The organism is Acidovorax radicis N35, assembly GCF_000204195.1.
Taxonomy (GTDB): Bacteria; Pseudomonadota; Gammaproteobacteria; order Burkholderiales; family Burkholderiaceae_C; genus Acidovorax; species Acidovorax radicis.
Window position 1 is genome coordinate 91108 of record NZ_AFBG01000022.1, and the last position, 16562, is coordinate 107669.

The window sequence follows — 16562 nt, forward strand, 5'->3', positions numbered from 1 at the left end:
TCGTTTCTGGGGCGCAACGCGTGCCATCGGCGACGGCGCAGCGCTCCGTGGTGAAGATACGCCATCCGCGCCCTCGCCGTGGGCACCCATAAAAAATGCCGACCAGCCTGCGCGGGTCGGCACGGTCAGTGGGCCAGGCTCAGATGGTCTGGGTGGGCCGGTCGGACCCCAGGGACGTGCCCAGCAGCTCTTCGATCTTGGCCTTGAGCTGGCGCGACTTTTCGTCCTTGGGAAACTGGATGCCCACGCCCTGCGTGCGATTGCCCGCAGCCCGCGCCGGGGTAACCCAGGCCACGCGCCCGGCCACTGGATAGCGCTGCGTGTCATCCGGCAGCGTCAGCAGCACATAGACATCATCGCCCAGCTTGTAGTCCCGCTGGGTGGGGACAAAAATGCCCCCTTCGGCAAAAAAGGGAATGTAGGCCGCGTACAGGGCCCCCTTTTCCTTGATGGCCAGCTGCATGACGCTGGGGCGGGGGGCGGTGGATGGACTGCTCATGGATCTGTGGTGCGGCTCAGTGCTTGGAGTGTAGGGTGTTTCGCGCCTGGGCGACAAGCGCCTCCAGCATGAGGCCGGCATTGAAGGGATGGTCTGCCGTGCGCGCGGCCTTGGCCAGCGCGCGCGACCAGCGCGTCAGCGCGCCCAGCGGCGGCAGTGCCTTGGGCAGGTCTGCAGGCGCAAAGTAGCGCGGTGCGCCGCCCACGCTGGCCGCCAGCAGGTCATGGCAGAGCTTCTGCAGCGCATCGATCACCTGCGCGGGCGACCAGTCTCCCAGTGCGGTCACGTCGCCCTTGGCCACCGCCTGCGGCAGGGCCGACCAGGCCTGTGGGCTGCGGCCGGAGCGGGCCAGCGCCAGCGCATCGTCAGGCCGCCCGCCTGCGGCCCGCAGAAACGCCAAAGCCGCATCCGCAGCAATGCCCTGCCCTTGCAGCCACTGCAGCATCTGCTCCTCTGCGGGCCAGACCATGGAGTGGCCCAGGCAGCGGCTGCGGATGGTGGGCAGCAGCTGGTGCGCCGCCTCGCTGGCCAGCACAAAGCGCACGTCGCCCGGCGGCTCCTCCAGCGTCTTGAGCAGCGCATTGGCCGTGATGTGGTTCATCTGCTCGGCCGGGTACACCAGCACCGCCTTGCCTTTGCCACGCGCCGAGGTGCGCTGCGAGAACTCCACCGCATCGCGCATGGCTTCCACGCGGATCTCGCGGCTGGGCTTGCGCTTCTTGTCGTCGATGTCGGCCTGGGCCTTTTCCGACAGGGGCCAGCCCAGCGCCATCATCTGCACCTCAGGCATCAGCACACACAGGTCGGCATGGGTGCGCACATCGATGGCATGGCAGCTGCCGCACTGGCCGCAGGCGCCCCGCTCTGTCGGCGCGTCGCACAGCCATGCGCGGACCAACTCCAGCCCCAGGGCGTACTGCCCCAGGCCCGACGGCCCCTGCAGCAGCCACGCATGGCCGCGCTGGGCCAGCAAGCTGGTGCGCTGCGCGGCGATCCAGGGTGCCAATGGCACGGCCAACTCGCTCATTGCGGCCCTCCTTGCGTGGCCACCATGATGGCCAGCCAGCCCTTGCGCACAAACACGCTGGTGAGCTGCTGCCACACCCGGTGGCGCTCCTGCGCTGCATCCAGGCGCGCAAAGCGCTGCGGCGCTGCGGCGGCCCGGTCGGCATAGCCCTGGGCCACGCGGCGGAAGAACTCGACAGGCTGGGCCTCGAAACGGTCGGGCACCCTCGCACCGGCCAGGCGTTCGGCCGCCACCTCAGGTGCCAGGTCAAACCACACCGTCAGATCAGGTTCACGCATCAAATCAGCCTCTGGCGCAAGTCCAGTCTGCGCAAGACGCTCTAATACTGATAGCACACCAAGATCAAAGCCACGCCCTGCGCCCTGGTAGGCAAAGGTGGCATCGGTAAACCGGTCGCACAGCACCACATCGCCCCGCGCCAGGGCGGGCTCGATCACATTGCGCAGGTGGTCACGGCGGGCGGCAAAGATCAGCAAGGACTCCGTGAGCGCGTCCATCGGGTCGTTGAGGACCATCTCGCGCAGTTTTTCAGCCAGCGGCGTGCCGCCTGGCTCGCGGCTGACGGTGACGGAACGGCCTTGCGCCCGAAAGGCGGAGGCCAGGCCCTCGATGTGCGAGGACTTGCCGGCACCGTCGATGCCTTCAAAGGTGATGAACAGACCGGGTCGTGACATGGAAACCTTGGGTTGAATCTGTGGCTCTGGCGAGAGACCGGAGTCTCTACCACCCTGCACTACTGCTGGCCGCGCTGGTAGCGGTTAACGGCGCGGTTGTGCTCCTCCAGCGAGGCGCTGAAGTGGCTGGTGCCATCGCCCTTGGCCACAAAGTACAGGGCGCGCGTGGCATCGGGCTGCACGGCCGCCAGCAGGGATGCCTTGCCGGGCATGGCAATCGGCGTGGGCGGCAGGCCCGCGCGGGTGTAGGTGTTCCAGGGCGTGTCGGTTTGCAGGTCGCGGCGGCGCAGGTTGCCATCAAACTTCTCGCCCAGGCCATAGATCACCGTGGGGTCGGTCTGCAGCAGCATGCCCACGCGCAGGCGGTTGGCGAACACGCCCGCAATCTGCCCACGGTCGCTGGCCTTGCCGGTTTCCTTCTCGACAATGCTGGCCAGGGTCAGGGCCTCTTCGGCCGACTTGAGGGGCGTGTCCGCAGCGCGCTGCGCCCAGGCGGCTTCGAGGCGGCGGTCCATGGCATGCATGGCCCGGCGCAGCAAAGCGATGTCGCTGGAACCTTTGGCATAGGCGTAGGTGTCCGGGAAGAAACGTCCCTCGGGCGCCACGCCGGGGCGGCCCAACTGCGCCATCAGCGCCTCGTCGGTCAGCGTGGCGGCGTCGCGCTTGAGCTGCTCCTCCTTGGCGAGCGCCTGGCGCACCTGGCGCCAGTTCCAGCCCTCGACCAGGGTGATGGCGCGCAGGCTCTCTTCGCCGCGCACCAGCTTTTGCAGCAGGCTGCGGGGCGTGGTGCCGGGGGGGATTTCGTAGTTGCCGGCCTTGATGGCACGGTCCTGGCCCGAGACGCGGAACCAGGCGTAAAGCACACGGGCATCCACACGCGCCCCTGCGGCCACCACGTCGCGGGCGATGCCCCGGGGTGTGGTACCGGGCTCGATGGCAAGCTCCAGAGGCTCGGTGCCAGCCACCAGCGGCTGGTGCAGCCACCAGAAAGCCGCACCACCCGATGCGATCAGAACCAACACGATCAAAGCCAGTAAACGTCGCACAACCCTGATACCTGTATGAATGGGAGCGGGCATCATAATTCAGCGATGACTTATCCCTTGAACGGCATTGCCCCCCTGTCCCACCTCGGCGTGATTCGCGTGGAAGGCGAAGACGCTGCCAAGTTTCTGCACGGCCAGCTCACCCAGGATTTCGCCCTGCTCGGCATGGACCAGGCCCGCCTGGCTGCGTTCCTGTCGGCCAAGGGCCGCATGCAGGCCAGCTTTATCGGCTTCAAGCGCAGCGCCACGGAGGTGCTGCTGGTCTGCAGCAGCGACCTGCTGCCCCCCACGCTCAAGCGCCTGTCGATGTTCGTATTGCGCGCCAAGGCCAAGCTGACCGACGCGACCCACGACTTTGCCCTGTACGGCCTGGCCGGGGATGCCGTGCCCGGCGGCAGCCAACCCGCCTGGACCAAGGCCGATGTGGGCACCGCGTCGGTGGTCCACCTGTATCCCGCCGATGGCCAGCCCCGTGCACTGTGGGTGGCGCCAGTCTCCGAACCCGCCCCACCGGGGGCTCTTCTGGCGCCAGACCTGTGGCGCTGGAGCGAAGTGAAAAGTGGCGTGGCAACTCTGACAACGCCCGTGGCCGAAGCCTTCGTGCCCCAGATGCTCAACTACGAATCGGTGGGCGGCGTGAACTTCAAGAAGGGCTGCTACCCCGGCCAGGAAGTGGTGGCGCGCAGCCAGTTCCGGGGCACGCTCAAGCGGCGCGCCTATGTGGCCCATGCGGCGGCCGACGTGGTGGTGGGTGCCGAAGTGTTCAGCACGGCGGACCTGGAACAGCCCTGCGGCACGGTGGTGCAAGTGGCACCAGCCCCGGACGGCGGCTTTGATGCCATCGTCTCGCTGCAGATCTCGGCGGCGCAAGAGGCGACCAGCCTGCAGGTGGGTTCCACGGACGGCGTGGCGCTGTCCCTGCTGCCCCTGCCCTACGCCCTGCTCGACGATATTTGAATAAAAACAGGCCCTGGCGCTCTTCAGACAAGCGCCAATAGCTCACTTTTCAATAGCAAATCAGCTACAAACGCTGCGCCATCGCAATGTGCGCAATGCCGGCCTCTTCATAGGGCTCCCCCACCACGGAAAACCCGGCGCGGCGGTAGAAGCCTTCAGCACTGCGCTGGGCGTGCAGGTGCACCTCCGTATCGCCCCGGGCGCGCGCAGCGGCGACCAGCGCATCCAGCAATAGCCGCCCCCACTGCGCGCCACGCGCCGATCGGTCCACCGCCATGCGGCCAATACGGCCCAGGCCCGGCTGTGGCTGCAGCAGGCGGCCGGCGGCAATGGGCATGCCCAGCCGGTTGTAGAGCACGGCATGGCGGGCCGAGATGTCTTGCACGTCGGCCTCGATTTCGGCAGGGATTCCCTGCTCGTGCACGAACACCTCCGTGCGTACGCGGCCTGCATCGCGGCCCAGCGTGTTCCAGTCGCCCGTGCGCACCTCCGCCATGTCGGCACCGGCCTCAAAGCCCTCAAAGATGGCGCGCAGCGAAGGTGGCACCGGGCGCGAGGTCTGCGTGGCCGGGTCGGCGAACACATAGACCAGTTCGGCCGAAATCAGCAGCCGGTCGCCGTTGAAAATGCCCGCCGTGAACAGGCAGGACGAATTGCCGATGCGTGTGCAGCGCAGGCCCACGTCCAGCGTGTCATCCAGACGCGCCGAGGCGTGGTACTCGACCGTGGCTTTCTTCACATACATCTCGCCACCCAGGATGAGCATGCTCGCCTCGTAGGGCAAACCCAGCGCACGCCAGTAGTCGCTCATGGCCGTGTCGATGTACATGAGGTAGTGCGCGTTGAACACGATTTTTTGCATGTCCACCTCGGCCCAGCGCACGCGCAGGCGGTGGAAACAGCGGAAGTCTTTGCGTTGCATGGTGGTCTTCACTCCATTCCAAAGGCCCGGCGCAACGCACGGGCTGCGTCGGCATGGGCCTTGCGCGCTTCGGGGATGGCGCGGCCCATCTTGATGAATTCGTGGGTGACGCCCCGGTAGATGTCGAGGTCCACGGGCACACCGGCCAGGCGCAGTTTGTCGGCGTACTCGATGCCCTCGTCCACCAGCGGGTCGCATTCGGCCAAGCCCACCCAGGCCGGGGCAACGCCCTCCACATCCGGTGCAAGCAGGGGGGCAAAGCGCCAGTCCTCACGCTCGGCGCGGCTATGCACATAGTTGCCAAAGAACCAGCTGATGGCGGGCTCCTCCAGCACCAGACCATGCGCGAAAGTGCTGTGGGACGGCGTGTCCTGGTGGGCCGCGCAGCCCGGGTAGATCAGCAGCTGCAGCGCCAGGGGCAGCCGCGCATCCCGCGCCAGGATGGCATTGACGGCAGCCAACGTGCCGCCGGCGCTGTCGCCACCCACGGCCAGGCGCGCCGGGTCCGCCCCCAGGGTGGTGGCCTGCGCTGCCAGCCACTTCAGCGCATCCCATGCATCGTTGCTGGCCGTCGGAAAGCGGTGCTCCGGCGCCAACCGGTAGTCCAGCGACACCACCATGCAGCCGGCCAGGCGCGCCAGCTCACGGCACAGGATGTCGTGGGTGGCGATGTTGCCGATGGTGAAGCCACCGCCGTGGGTGTACAGCAGCACCGGCAGGCCAACTTCCGTGGTCGGTGCGTACAGCCGCGCGGGCAGCGCATGGCCATCGCGCGCGGGGATGTGCAGGTCCTCCACCCGCGCCAGGGCCGCCTTGGGCACCTCCAGCACATCGGCTCCCGCCTGGTAGGCAGTGCGTGCATCCTGGGGCGAGCGGGTGTGCAGCGGGGCGTGCCCCGCACGCGCCATGCGTTCGAGCACGCTGCGCATCTGGGGGGTGAGGCGGGTGTGGTGGATGTGCAGATCGGTCAACGGTCAAGGTCTCGGCAACAGGGGAACAGCCCGCACCGTGCGGGCAAGGCTTGGGTCGTTTACTTGAAGGTCACACGCACGGGCGCGGCGCCCGGCAGGCCGTCGTAGGTCGCGGTGACCACAAGGCCTGCCTTGGGCGGCAGCAGCGGCGAAAACGAGCCCAGGCTGATCAGGTCGCCCGGCTGCATGGCCAGCCCTTCCTGCGCCAAGGCGCCAGCCAGCCACACCACAGCATTGAGCGGATGCTCCAGGATGTCGCTGCCCTTGCCGCCGCCCAGTCGCGCACCACTGCCATCGCTGAGCGAGACATTCATATCCGCCAGCGCCTTCAACATCACAAAACGCTCGCCGCGATAGGCTGGCACTGCAAGGGGCGCGCCGGCCACACCCAGGCGCGCGCCCACGTTGATGGCCGACACGCCCGCGCCGTTGAGCTTGGGTGGGGCCTGCACCATGAGATCGGGCAACTCCATGAAAGGGATGATCTGGTCCACCGCCTCCAGCACTTCCATGGGGGTCTTGGCGTGGTTGATGGCGGCGCTTTTCACGCGCACCAGCATGTCCGCCTCGTACAGCGGACGGGCACCAAACGCCGCGTCCACCGTGGCACCGTTCTCCAGCACCATCCCCTCATACAGCTTGCCCCACACGGGCTTGTCGGTGTTGAAGCGTTTTTGCACGGCAGGGTTGGTGAGGCCCGCCTTGTAGCCAATCACCTTGCCCAGGCGCTGCGCCAGCAATGCGTTGACCTTGCCGCGCGTGCAGGCGCCATCGGCGTCCGAGAGGTTCTCGGGGTTGGCTGCGGGGGTCTTGGCGATGTAGCTGGCCACCATGTCGGCGGCCTGCGCATCGGTGAGGCACTGGGCCTGGGCGTTTGTCACAGATGCGACGGCCATCAGGGCTGCCATCAGGGTTTGCTTCGTATGCATGCGTGTCTCCTCCTTATAAAGTGGGATTGGAGCGGCCAACAAAACTCTTCTGGTGTCGTTGCCGCGTCTTGTCGTACTACCCGTACTGCCTGCGACGCAGCGCCTAGCCAGAACCGGTTCGCTGAGTTTTGTTGACCGCTCTGAAGGCTGGCGGGCTATCGTAATCGCTGGCGCTTTTATTCACACATCCTGTTGCACCATGGCATTCATCTACTACGTCACCCAGATCCAGTTTGAATTCGGCGCGGTCAAGCTGCTCCAGCAGGAATGCGAGCGTGTCGGCATCACACGCCCTCTGATCGTTACGGACCCCGGTGTGAAGGCCGCAGGCGTGCTGCAAAAGGCGCTGGACGCCCTGCCCGGCCTGACCGTGGCGGTGTTTGACCAGACGCCGTCGAACCCCACCGAAGCCGCCGTGCGCGCCGCCGTGGAGATGTACAAGGCCCAGGGCTGCGACGGCCTGATCGCCGTGGGAGGCGGCTCGGCCATCGACTGCGCCAAGGGCATTGCGATCGCCGCCACGCACGAGGGGCCGCTGACCCACTACGCCACCATCGAAGGCGGCTCGCCGCGCATCACCGACCGCGCAGCGCCGCTGATCGCCGTGCCCACCACCAGCGGTACGGGCAGCGAGGTGGCGCGTGGAGCCATCATCATCGTGGATGACCACAGAAAGCTGGGCTTTCACTCGTGGAACCTGGTGCCCAAAACCGCCATCTGCGACCCCGAACTCACGCTGGGCCTGCCCCCCATGCTGACAGCCGCCACCGGCATGGACGCGATTGCGCACTGCATGGAGACCTTCATGTCGGCCGCCTTCAACCCCCCGGCCGATGGCATTGCGCTTGATGGCCTCACGCGCGGCTGGGCCAACATCGAGCAAGCCACCAAAAACGGCAGCGACCGCGACGCGCGCCTGCACATGATGAGCGCCAGCATGCAGGGCGCCATGGCCTTCCAGAAGGGCCTGGGCGCCGTGCACTCACTCAGCCACAGCCTGGGCGGCGTGAACCCGCGCCTGCACCATGGCACCCTCAACGCCATGTTCCTGCCCGCTGTCATCCGTTTCAATGCAACGGCCGAATCGGTACAAAAGGAAAAACGCCTGGAGCGCATGGCCCACGCCATGGGCCTGGCCAGTGCGGGCGACATCCCTGAAGCTATCCGCGACATGAACGCCCGCCTGGGCCTACCCACGGGCCTGGCAGCCATGGGGGTGACCGAGGGCATGTTCGACGACATCATCAAGGGCGCGATGGCCGACCACTGCCACAAGACCAATCCGCGCATTGCCACGCCCGAGGAGTACCGCGACATGCTGGCCCAGTCGCTGTAAGAGCCTGTTCAAAGTCTTTTTTGGAGTCGCACAAGTGCCTTGCCGGGATGGGATGCTAGGCGCGGGGTGCAGCGAATAACTCGGCTATTGGCAAACGCCGCAACGCCGCAGACCGCCCTGCAAGGCACTTGCCCGCAGGGTTGGAGTGAAATCGGGCCGATGAACTTGAGTGGTTTGACGCTCCGGCTGCTTGCATGGGCACAAGCCCATGCGGCGCATCCAAGGCATCCATTCATCCCCATTGCACTCCAATGCGATCTCCAAAAAGACTTTTATCAGGCTCGAAGCACACCGGCGATATTTGAGGGTCGAGATGCGACGCCGGAGCGTCCGGCGCGCTCAGTTCCCCATTCCCCACACTGGCCTTCCTGCTGTCACCACACCGGGCAGGATTGCGCTGTCCAAACCCATCCGACGCGCATCACTACGCGCTAGACTCCGACCAATCAACAATTAATTAACAATTTATTACCCTGGGTACTGGAGCGTGTTCCAAGGGGGAGGGCCACTGTCCATGCGCACCGGAAATCTCAGCACCTGGCTCCTGCGGGGCACCTATCCCCGGCTGTATGTGCCCATCGCGCTGATCATCGTGCTGGTCAGTGCAGTGCGTTATCACTACCTTGTGGCCACGGAGACCGATGAGGTGCGCCGCCACGCCGCCACCGAACTGCGGCGCGCGGCCGATGCACTGCTGCCCTCGCTGGTGGCCCTGCCCCCTTCCCACCGCGAAGCCCAGGCCACGCTGCTCAGCCAAGGGCTTGCCAGCTTCGGGCCGGGCATCCATTCGCTGAAATGGCAAGTGGGCAACGAGCCCCCCACCGAAGCCCGGGCGCCCCGCATGGCCGCCACCGCACCGGACTGGTTTGCCCAATGGGTCAACATCACGCCACCCTCGCAGCAGTTCGGTCAGGCCCTGGCCGATGGCGGGCCGCCTGGGCGCCTGACGGTGACGTTGCAAGCAGCGCCCCTCGTCAGCCAGGTCTGGAGCACGGTGGTAGTGCAGTTGCGCATCTCGGCGCTCAATATTTTCACCATCCTGTTTCTGCTCACGCTGCTGCTTCGGGCCAATGCCCGTATGCTGCGCCGCCTGGCCGAAGCGACGGATGCGTTCCGCCAGGGCCGCCTGGACACGCGCATGGAGGTCACGGGCACACTCGAATCGCGCGCCATGGCGGCCACCTTCAATGACATGGCGGGCAAGGTCCAGTCGCTGGTGCTGTCGCTGCGCGAAACCCAGCACCAGCAGAGCGAGCAACTGCATTTCACGCGCCAGCTGATCGACGCCCTCCCCCTGCCGGTGTTCGTGCGGGATGCCAGCGGCGTCACCCTCGAAGTCAACCGTGCCTGGCAGCGAATTTTTCACGCACCTGCCAGCGCAGGCAGTGCACAGGCCTCGCCACCGGCGTATCCGGAGGAGCTGTCGCCCGAGCGTTCTACCCAGATCGCGCAGGCGCAGGACAACGAGATCCGCGTGCAACCCGCCAACCACCAGCCCCCACGGGACATGGCCTATTACGAGGCCCCCTTCACCACCACCCGGGGCACGCTGGCCGGCACCATCGGCACCCTGGTCGATGTGACCGAACGCAAACGCGCTCAGGAGGCCCTGCGCGCAGAGAAAGAAAGGGCTGAGGTCACGCTCGCCTCCATCGGCGATGGGGTGATCACCACCGACCTTTCGGGATGCATCGAAACCATCAACGAGGCCGCACAGCTCATGACCGGCTTCACGGCCGACCAGGCCCTGGGGCGGCAGCTGGACGACGTCTTTCGCCTGTACGAAGAGCTTGCCAGCCGCAACGCCAGTTCGGCCGCCGAGCGGGACACCGTGCCCGGCGCCCTGCAGCAGGTCACGTACGAGGTGTTGATCCACCGCTCGGGCGAACGCTACGCCATCGAGTACACCGCGTCGGCGATCCGCAAGGGCGACGGCATGGCCGTGGGCTGCGTGCTGGTGTTCCGCGACGTGACCGAAACCCGCAACCTGCGCCACCAGATTTCGTGGCATGCCCGGCACGATCCGCTCACCGGGTTGTACAACCGCGCCGCATTGGCCGAGCGCCTGACCCATGCCATCTTCGTGGCACGGCAAAAGGGGCTGCTGCTGGCAGTGTGCATGCTCGACCTGGACCATTTCCAGACCGTGAACGACACCCATGGCAACCGCGTGGGCGACCGCCTGCTCAAGGAAACCGCGCGGCGCCTGGGTGCCTTCATCACGCCACAGGACGCCGTGGCGCGCATGGGGGGCGACGAATTCGTGCTGCTGCTGGGCGAACTGCCCGATGTGCCCGCCATCGAGGCGCGCGTGGGCGTGCTCATGCAACAGCTGGCCGCCCCCTACGCCATTGACGACCGCGTGCTGCACACCACCGTGAGTGTGGGCGTGGCCGTGTTTCCGCAGGACGACGCCAACCCCGACACCCTGCTGCGCCACGCCGACCAGGCCATGTGCCAGGCCAAGAGCTTTGGCCGCAACCAGATGCATGTGTTCGACGTGCAGCTGGACCACGCCGTACAGACCCAGCACACCCGCCAGACCCGCGTGGCCCAGGCGCTGCATGCGGGCGAACTGGTGCTGCACTACCAGCCCAAGATCCACCTGCGCACCGGCGAGATCCTGGGGCTGGAGGCCCTGCTGCGCTGGCAACACCCCGACCAGGGCCTGCTGGGCCCGCAGCATGTGCTGCCGCTGATCGAGGATGCCGAACTGGAGGTGGAAGTGGGCGAATGGGTGCTGCGACAGGCCCTGGCGCAGATGCGGCAGTGGACGGACGCCGGCATGCTGTGGGAGGTGAGCGTGAACATCTCGGCGCCCCATTTCCACCGGCCCAATTTTGTCGAGCGGCTCAAGGACATCCTGCACACCTGCCCCGAGGTGTCGCCCACCCGCCTGGAGCTGGAGATCCTCGAATCTGCGGCCCTGCAAGACATGCAGTACATGCGCCACATGATGCAAAGCTGCCAGGCGCTGGGGGTGCGTTTTGCGCTGGACGACTTCGGCACCGGCTTCTCCTCGCTGTCCTACTTGAAGCGCCTGCCCGCCGAGACGATCAAGATCGACCAGTCGTTCGTGCGCGGCATTCTGGAAGATGGCGACGACCTCACGCTCGTGAGCGCCATCGTCGCGCTGGCCGCCGCCTTCCACCGGCATGTGGTGGCCGAAGGCGTGGAGACGGCCGCGCAGGCGGCCCGGCTGCTGGAGCTGGGCTGCGAGCGCGCCCAGGGCTTTGGCATTGCGCGGCCGATGCCGGCACACGAGGTGCTGACCTGGGCCCGGGAACACGCGGCCCGCCACGCGGCCCGGGCCGTGCAGGAGGCGGCACGGCGGCCTGCATCGACCTGAGTACTTCTGGGCGCGTGGCCGGTCCGTGGCCCCTACAAAGGCTGCACGGCGTTCATGTCCGGCCGCGCCAGCCATGCCTGCCACTCGTCCACCAGTTGCTGGCTGGCCCGCGTGGCCGCAAACCAGGCCTTGGCGCGTGCGGCGCCGTCGGCGCCGTAGTGGGTGAAATCGTTGCGGTCAGGCAGCTTGGCGTTGGGCAGGCTTTGTACCCAATCGGGGCTGGGTGACAGCACCACCATGTTGTCCAGCGCGGGCGTGGAGTGGTGGCGCCACTTGAGCCCCTTGTCCAGCCAGCCAGGCACCACGCGGTGCTGAAAATGCGGGTACAGCACCAGGCCGGGCGATGCAGTGGGTCCAGAATTTAAGTCTTTTTGGCCGCCAGCGCTGGATGGATAAGCGCCATCAGCTATTAATTCAATAGCATCCTGTTTTTGCCGGCCGTAGGCCAGGTGCAGGTGGTAGTCGGTGATGCCGCCGTCCCAATACGCCCCACGGGGCGCACCCGGAATGTTGTGCACCGCTTGCAGCACAAACGGAATCGAGCAGCTGGCCTGCAGCGCCTGCATGAAGTTGCCGCCGTGCAGCAGCACCTGGCGGGTGCGGTAGTCCGAGGTGCCAAAGGGCAATGCAGCACACGCAGCCCCCGCCCCCTCGGCGGAGGTCCTGGACGCATCGGACGAGGAGAACACCACCCGCTCCAGCCACGCCCCCATCGCCTTGCGGTGCACCGTGTTCGTCAGAAAGGCGCCCAGATAGCCCAGCGGCGTGGCCACGCGGTGCTCGCGCCCCAGCAGATGCCGCCCGCGCGAGGTGACGATGTGCAGGCGGTAGCGCGGGTGGTTCAGCACCTCGTCGATGCGCCCGCCGTAAAACGCCTGCAGGTTCTGGCCAAACCGCTCGCTCACATGCGCGGCCGTGGGGCGCTTCTTGCCAGGCGGCAGGTCGTAGTTCTGGTGGATGTAGTCGTGCTCCAGCCGCTCGAAGGCCGCCACCGACTGCTGCAGGCAGGCCGTGGCCATGCGCCAGGCACCAATCGAGGCGCCCACCAGGTGCACCGGCTGGCTGGACTGGGGCAGCCATTCACCAAAGATGAAACGGTCCAATGGCCCCAGGATCAGTCCCTTCGGCCCTCCGGCTGCAGCAGGGATCACGCCCACATCGCCGGGCTGCAGGCCGTGGTTTTCAAGGTGTTGGCGGGCGCGGGGGCCGGCATGGATGCGCAGGGCTTTCATGGGCGGAATTTTCGCAAAGCCACAAGGGCTGCGTCCTCAGAACCGGTTCTCAGACCACGTAGTCGGCAGCCTCGGGCTTCGCTGTCCAGTCGATAGGGTCTTGCTGCAGCACCATGTCGATGTCCAGCCCCAGCGCCAGGCCCACTTCGCCGGGGAAGGACACGGCCAGTTCCTTTTCGCCCAGCTCCGCCTCGCGGGCCCGGGCACGCCAGGCGGCCAGATGGATCACGCCCGCCAGGGGCTCGTAGGCATTGTTGTCAAACGGCGCGCTCTGGTGCTGCAAGGCGTCCACCACCACCTCCGGCAACCGCCAGCGGCGTGCCAGCCCGGCCGTCACATGGCCGTAGCCGTAGCCAAAGATGCGTTCTTCGATCTTGCCGCGCCGCAGGTCGAACGGCGCCACCAGGGTGTTGACCGACTGGGCCTTCTCCGGGTCGGCCAGATGAATCACCAGTTCGCCCAGCGCATGCAGCAGGCCGGCTGTGTACGCGGCGATCTGGTTCTGGTGCACGATGCCCGCCAGCGACCGCGCCAGCTTGGCGGTGTTGAGGCTGTAGCGCCAGAACTGCTGCATGTTCACCCCAGGCACGGAGCGTGAGGTGGTGCCCAGCGGCGCCGACGTGACCAGCGCGCGCACCTGGGCCATGCCCAGCAGCGTCAGCGCTTCGGGGATGCCCGCAATCTGGCGCGGTACCTGGAAAGTGTGGGAATTGGCCAGCTCCAGCAGCCGCCCGGCCAGTGCCGGGTCGGTGCCAAAAAGCTGGTTGAGGCGCCGCAGGCTGGGTTCTTCATGGGCCAGCTCGCTCATCAGCAGTGCCACCGTGCGCGGAAGGCTGGGCAGAGCCACGGGTTGGGCGAGCAGTGCGTTCAGCTCCATGGGGTCAGGCACCAGAGTTGGGGTTGCTGGCGATTATGGCCCCCATACCGCCGCAATCCCGCCCCAATCGGTCAACGGCCCTTGGCCTGTTGCAACTTGGCAAATGCCGATGCCATGGCCGACTGCTGTGTGGGCTCGGGCGCGCGGCGCTGGGGCTGGGCGTAGCCCCGGCCCGCGCCCTCGAAGCGGTTGTCCCGCGGCGCGCCCCGGTCGCCACCCTGGCGCGGTGGCGCGTCGCCCAGCTTCATCGACAGGCCGATGCGCTTGCGCTCCACGTCCACCTCCATGACCTTGACCTTGACGATGTCGCCGGTCTTGACCACTTCGCGTGCGTCGTTCACGAACTTGTGCGCCAGCTGGCTCACGTGTACCAGGCCGTCCTGGTGCACGCCCAGGTCGATGAAGGCGCCGAACTGGGCCACGTTGCTCACGGTGCCTTCCAGGATCATGCCTTCCTTGAGGTCCTTGATGTCCTCGACGCCGTCGTTGAAGCGCGCCACCTTGAAGTCCGGGCGCGGGTCGCGGCCGGGCTTTTCCAGCTCGCCCAGGATGTCCTTGACGGTGATGACGCCGAACTTGTCGTTGGCGAACAGCTCGGGCTTCAGCGTCTTGAGCATGTCGGCGCGGCCCATGATCTCGGCCACGGGCTTACCGGTCTTCTCCATGATCTGCTCGACCACGGGGTAGGTTTCGGGGTGCACGCCGGTCATGTCCAGCGGGTTCTCGCCGCCGCGGATGCGCAGGAAGCCCGCGCTTTGCTCGAAGGTCTTGGCGCCCAGGCCAGCCACATCCATGAGCTGCTTGCGGCTCTTGAACGCACCATTGGCCTCGCGCCAGCGCACCACGGCCTTGGCCACGCTGCCCGACAGGCCCGACACGCGGCTGAGCAACGGCACGCTGGCCGTGTTCAGGTCCACGCCCACCGAGTTCACGCAGTCTTCCACCACCGTGCTCAGGGTGCGGGCCAGCTCGCTCTGGTTCACGTCGTGCTGGTACTGGCCCACGCCGATGCTCTTGGGGTCGATCTTGACCAGTTCGGCCAGAGGGTCCTGCAGGCGGCGGGCGATGGACGCCGCACCGCGCAGGCTCACGTCTACATCGGGCATCTCTTGCGACGCGTATTCGCTGGCGGAATAGACGGATGCACCGGCTTCGCTCACCACCACCTTCTCGATGGCGCGCTCGGCTTTGGCGGCCATCTTGATCAGGTCGGCAGCCAGCTTGTCGGTCTCACGGCTGGCCGTGCCGTTGCCAATCGCGATCAGGTTCACGCCGTGTTTTTCGGCCAGCTTGGCCAGCGTGAACAGAGAGCCGTCCCAGTCGCGCTTGGGCTCGTGCGGGTACACCGTGGCGGTCTCCACCAGCTTGCCGGTGTCGTCCACCACGGCCACCTTCACGCCGGTGCGGATGCCCGGGTCCAGCCCCATCACCACGCGCGGCCCGGCAGGTGCGGCCAGCAGCAGGTCGCGCAGGTTGTCGGCAAACACCTTGATGGCGACCTTCTCGGCGTCGTCGCGCAGGCGGGCGAACAGGTCGCGCTCGGTCGAGAGCGACAGCTTCACGCGCCAAGTCCAGGCCACGCACTTGCGCAGCAGGTCGTCGGCCGGGCGGCCTGCGTGGCTCCAGCCCAGGTGCAGGGCAATCTTGCCTTCGGCCAGGCTGGGCTTGCCGGGCTCGGGCTCGACGGGCAACACCAGCTTGGCTTCCAGGATCTCCAGCCCACGGCCCCGGAACACCGCCAGCGCCCGGTGCGATGGCACGCGGCCAATGGGCTCGTCGTATTCGAAGTAGTCGCGAAACTTGGAAACCTCGGGGTCGTTCTCGTTTTTGCCCTCCACCTTCTTGCTGCGCAGCAAGCCCTCGGCCCACAGCCATTCGCGCAGCGACTGCACCAGCACGGCGTCCTCGGCCCAACGTTCGGAGAGGATGTCGCGCACGCCGTCGAGCACGGCCGGCACGGTGGAGAAATCGGCGCCCGTCTTTCCATCGTCCAGCACTTCGGGGGGCTTGGTGAAGGCGGCGGCCTCGGCCGCAGGGTCCAGCGTGGGATCGGCAAACAGCTTGTCGGCCAAGGGTTCGATGCCGAATTCGCGCGCCATCTGGCCCTTGGTACGGCGTTTTTGCTTGAAAGGCAGGTAGAGGTCTTCCAGTTCCTGCTTGGTGGGGGCCGCGGCGATGGCGGCGCGCAAAGCGTCGGTCAGTTTGCCCTGCTCGTCGATGCTCTTGAGCACGGCGGCACGGCGGTCTTCCAGCTCGCGCAGGTAGGACAGGCGCGCTTCCAGCTCGCGCAGCTGGATATCGTCCAGCCCATTCGTCACTTCCTTGCGATAGCGGGCGATGAAAGGCACTGTGGCGCCACCGTCGAGCAGCTCCACCGCTGCGCGCACCTGTTGTTCACTGATTTTGATTTCTGCGGCCAACTGCCGGACGATCTGCTGCATGGGTGGGCGAACTCTCTGAAACTCGAAAAAATACGCGAAGCGCGCGAGTTTGCCACAGGCATTTCGGGCTACACGGGCGCAATAGCCCGGATGGACGCACCGGGCCGATATTCAAAAGCCTCAGAAATGACCGCAATGCAACTGGCCCCCTTCTGGCCTGTACCTATTGCGCGGGCTACAGATAAGGCGCATCCTGTAAAAGCCCCGTAAAAATTGCTTTTGTATGTGAACTGGTAGACAGCCTCCTTTCTCATTTACACATCCACTTGCGGCCTTAAACCACGCACTTTGTGCCGGAGGAT

General features: G+C 66.5%; 13 protein-coding genes. 3 read left to right on the top strand and 10 right to left on the bottom strand.

Translation table 11 applies throughout. From position 1 onward, the window contains the following. Positions 1-139: 139 nt before the first annotated feature. Genes ARADN35_RS0120505 through mltG form a run of 4 tightly spaced genes read right to left on the bottom strand, consistent with a single transcriptional unit; the run spans position 140 to position 3246 of the window. Positions 140-499: a PilZ domain-containing protein gene (locus ARADN35_RS0120505; RefSeq protein ID WP_010465538.1), complete on the bottom strand. Its 360-nt coding sequence runs from the start codon at positions 497-499 to the stop codon at positions 140-142. Between the two features lie 16 nt (positions 500-515). After that, entirely contained in the window at positions 516-1526 is a 1011-nt protein-coding gene (locus tag ARADN35_RS0120510; protein WP_010465540.1) for a DNA polymerase III subunit delta', read from the bottom strand. Beyond that, entirely contained in the window at positions 1523-2200 is a 678-nt protein-coding gene (tmk, locus tag ARADN35_RS0120515) for a dTMP kinase (RefSeq protein WP_010465541.1), read from the bottom strand. Before tmk ends, ARADN35_RS0120510 begins: the two co-directional genes overlap by 4 nt. Before the next feature lie 59 nt (positions 2201-2259). Then, positions 2260-3246, bottom strand: coding sequence for an endolytic transglycosylase MltG (gene mltG, locus ARADN35_RS0120520; RefSeq protein ID WP_373404758.1), 987 nt, complete (start codon positions 3244-3246; stop codon positions 2260-2262). Between the two features lie 45 nt (positions 3247-3291). Here mltG and ygfZ point away from each other — a divergent pair, with 45 nt between their 5' ends. Then, positions 3292-4203: a CAF17-like 4Fe-4S cluster assembly/insertion protein YgfZ gene (gene ygfZ / locus ARADN35_RS0120525; protein ID WP_029414240.1), complete on the top strand. Its 912-nt coding sequence runs from the start codon at positions 3292-3294 to the stop codon at positions 4201-4203. 64 nt (positions 4204-4267) lie between these two features. On the opposite strand, the gene ARADN35_RS0120530 is transcribed toward ygfZ, so the two are convergent. The 3 genes from ARADN35_RS0120530 to ARADN35_RS0120540 are packed head-to-tail and all read right to left on the bottom strand — an operon-like array spanning position 4268 to position 7025. Then, entirely contained in the window at positions 4268-5125 is an 858-nt protein-coding gene (locus ARADN35_RS0120530) for a YbgC/FadM family acyl-CoA thioesterase (protein ID WP_029414241.1), read from the bottom strand. A gap of 8 nt (positions 5126-5133) precedes the next feature. Then, positions 5134-6096, bottom strand: a complete 963-nt coding sequence (locus tag ARADN35_RS0120535) for an alpha/beta hydrolase (RefSeq protein ID WP_010465549.1) — start codon at positions 6094-6096, stop codon at positions 5134-5136. 59 nt (positions 6097-6155) lie between these two features. After that, positions 6156-7025 (bottom strand): 2-keto-4-pentenoate hydratase, encoded by an 870-nt coding sequence (locus ARADN35_RS0120540; protein ID WP_010465550.1) that lies wholly within the window; start codon positions 7023-7025, stop codon positions 6156-6158. Between the two features lie 199 nt (positions 7026-7224). On the opposite strand from ARADN35_RS0120540, the gene ARADN35_RS0120545 reads away from it, so the two are divergent. Both ARADN35_RS0120545 and ARADN35_RS0120550 read left to right on the top strand, forming a co-directional pair. Further along, positions 7225-8361, top strand: coding sequence for an iron-containing alcohol dehydrogenase (locus ARADN35_RS0120545; RefSeq protein WP_010465552.1), 1137 nt, complete (start codon positions 7225-7227; stop codon positions 8359-8361). A 514-nt stretch (positions 8362-8875) separates the two neighbouring features. Then, positions 8876-11710 (top strand): bifunctional diguanylate cyclase/phosphodiesterase, encoded by a 2835-nt coding sequence (locus ARADN35_RS0120550; protein ID WP_010465554.1) that lies wholly within the window; start codon positions 8876-8878, stop codon positions 11708-11710. Positions 11711-11742: 32 nt separating this feature from the next. On the opposite strand, the gene ARADN35_RS0120555 is transcribed toward ARADN35_RS0120550, so the two are convergent. The 3 genes from ARADN35_RS0120555 to ARADN35_RS0120565 form a co-directional block, all read right to left on the bottom strand. After that, complete coding sequence (locus ARADN35_RS0120555) at positions 11743-12942, bottom strand: patatin-like phospholipase family protein (RefSeq protein WP_010465556.1); 1200 nt, start codon at positions 12940-12942, stop codon at positions 11743-11745. Between the two features lie 49 nt (positions 12943-12991). Beyond that, positions 12992-13819: an HDOD domain-containing protein gene (locus tag ARADN35_RS0120560; RefSeq protein ID WP_010465558.1), complete on the bottom strand. Its 828-nt coding sequence runs from the start codon at positions 13817-13819 to the stop codon at positions 12992-12994. Positions 13820-13890: 71 nt separating this feature from the next. Further along, positions 13891-16260, bottom strand: coding sequence for a Tex family protein (locus tag ARADN35_RS0120565; protein WP_010465560.1), 2370 nt, complete (start codon positions 16258-16260; stop codon positions 13891-13893). Positions 16261-16562 lie beyond the last annotated feature (302 nt).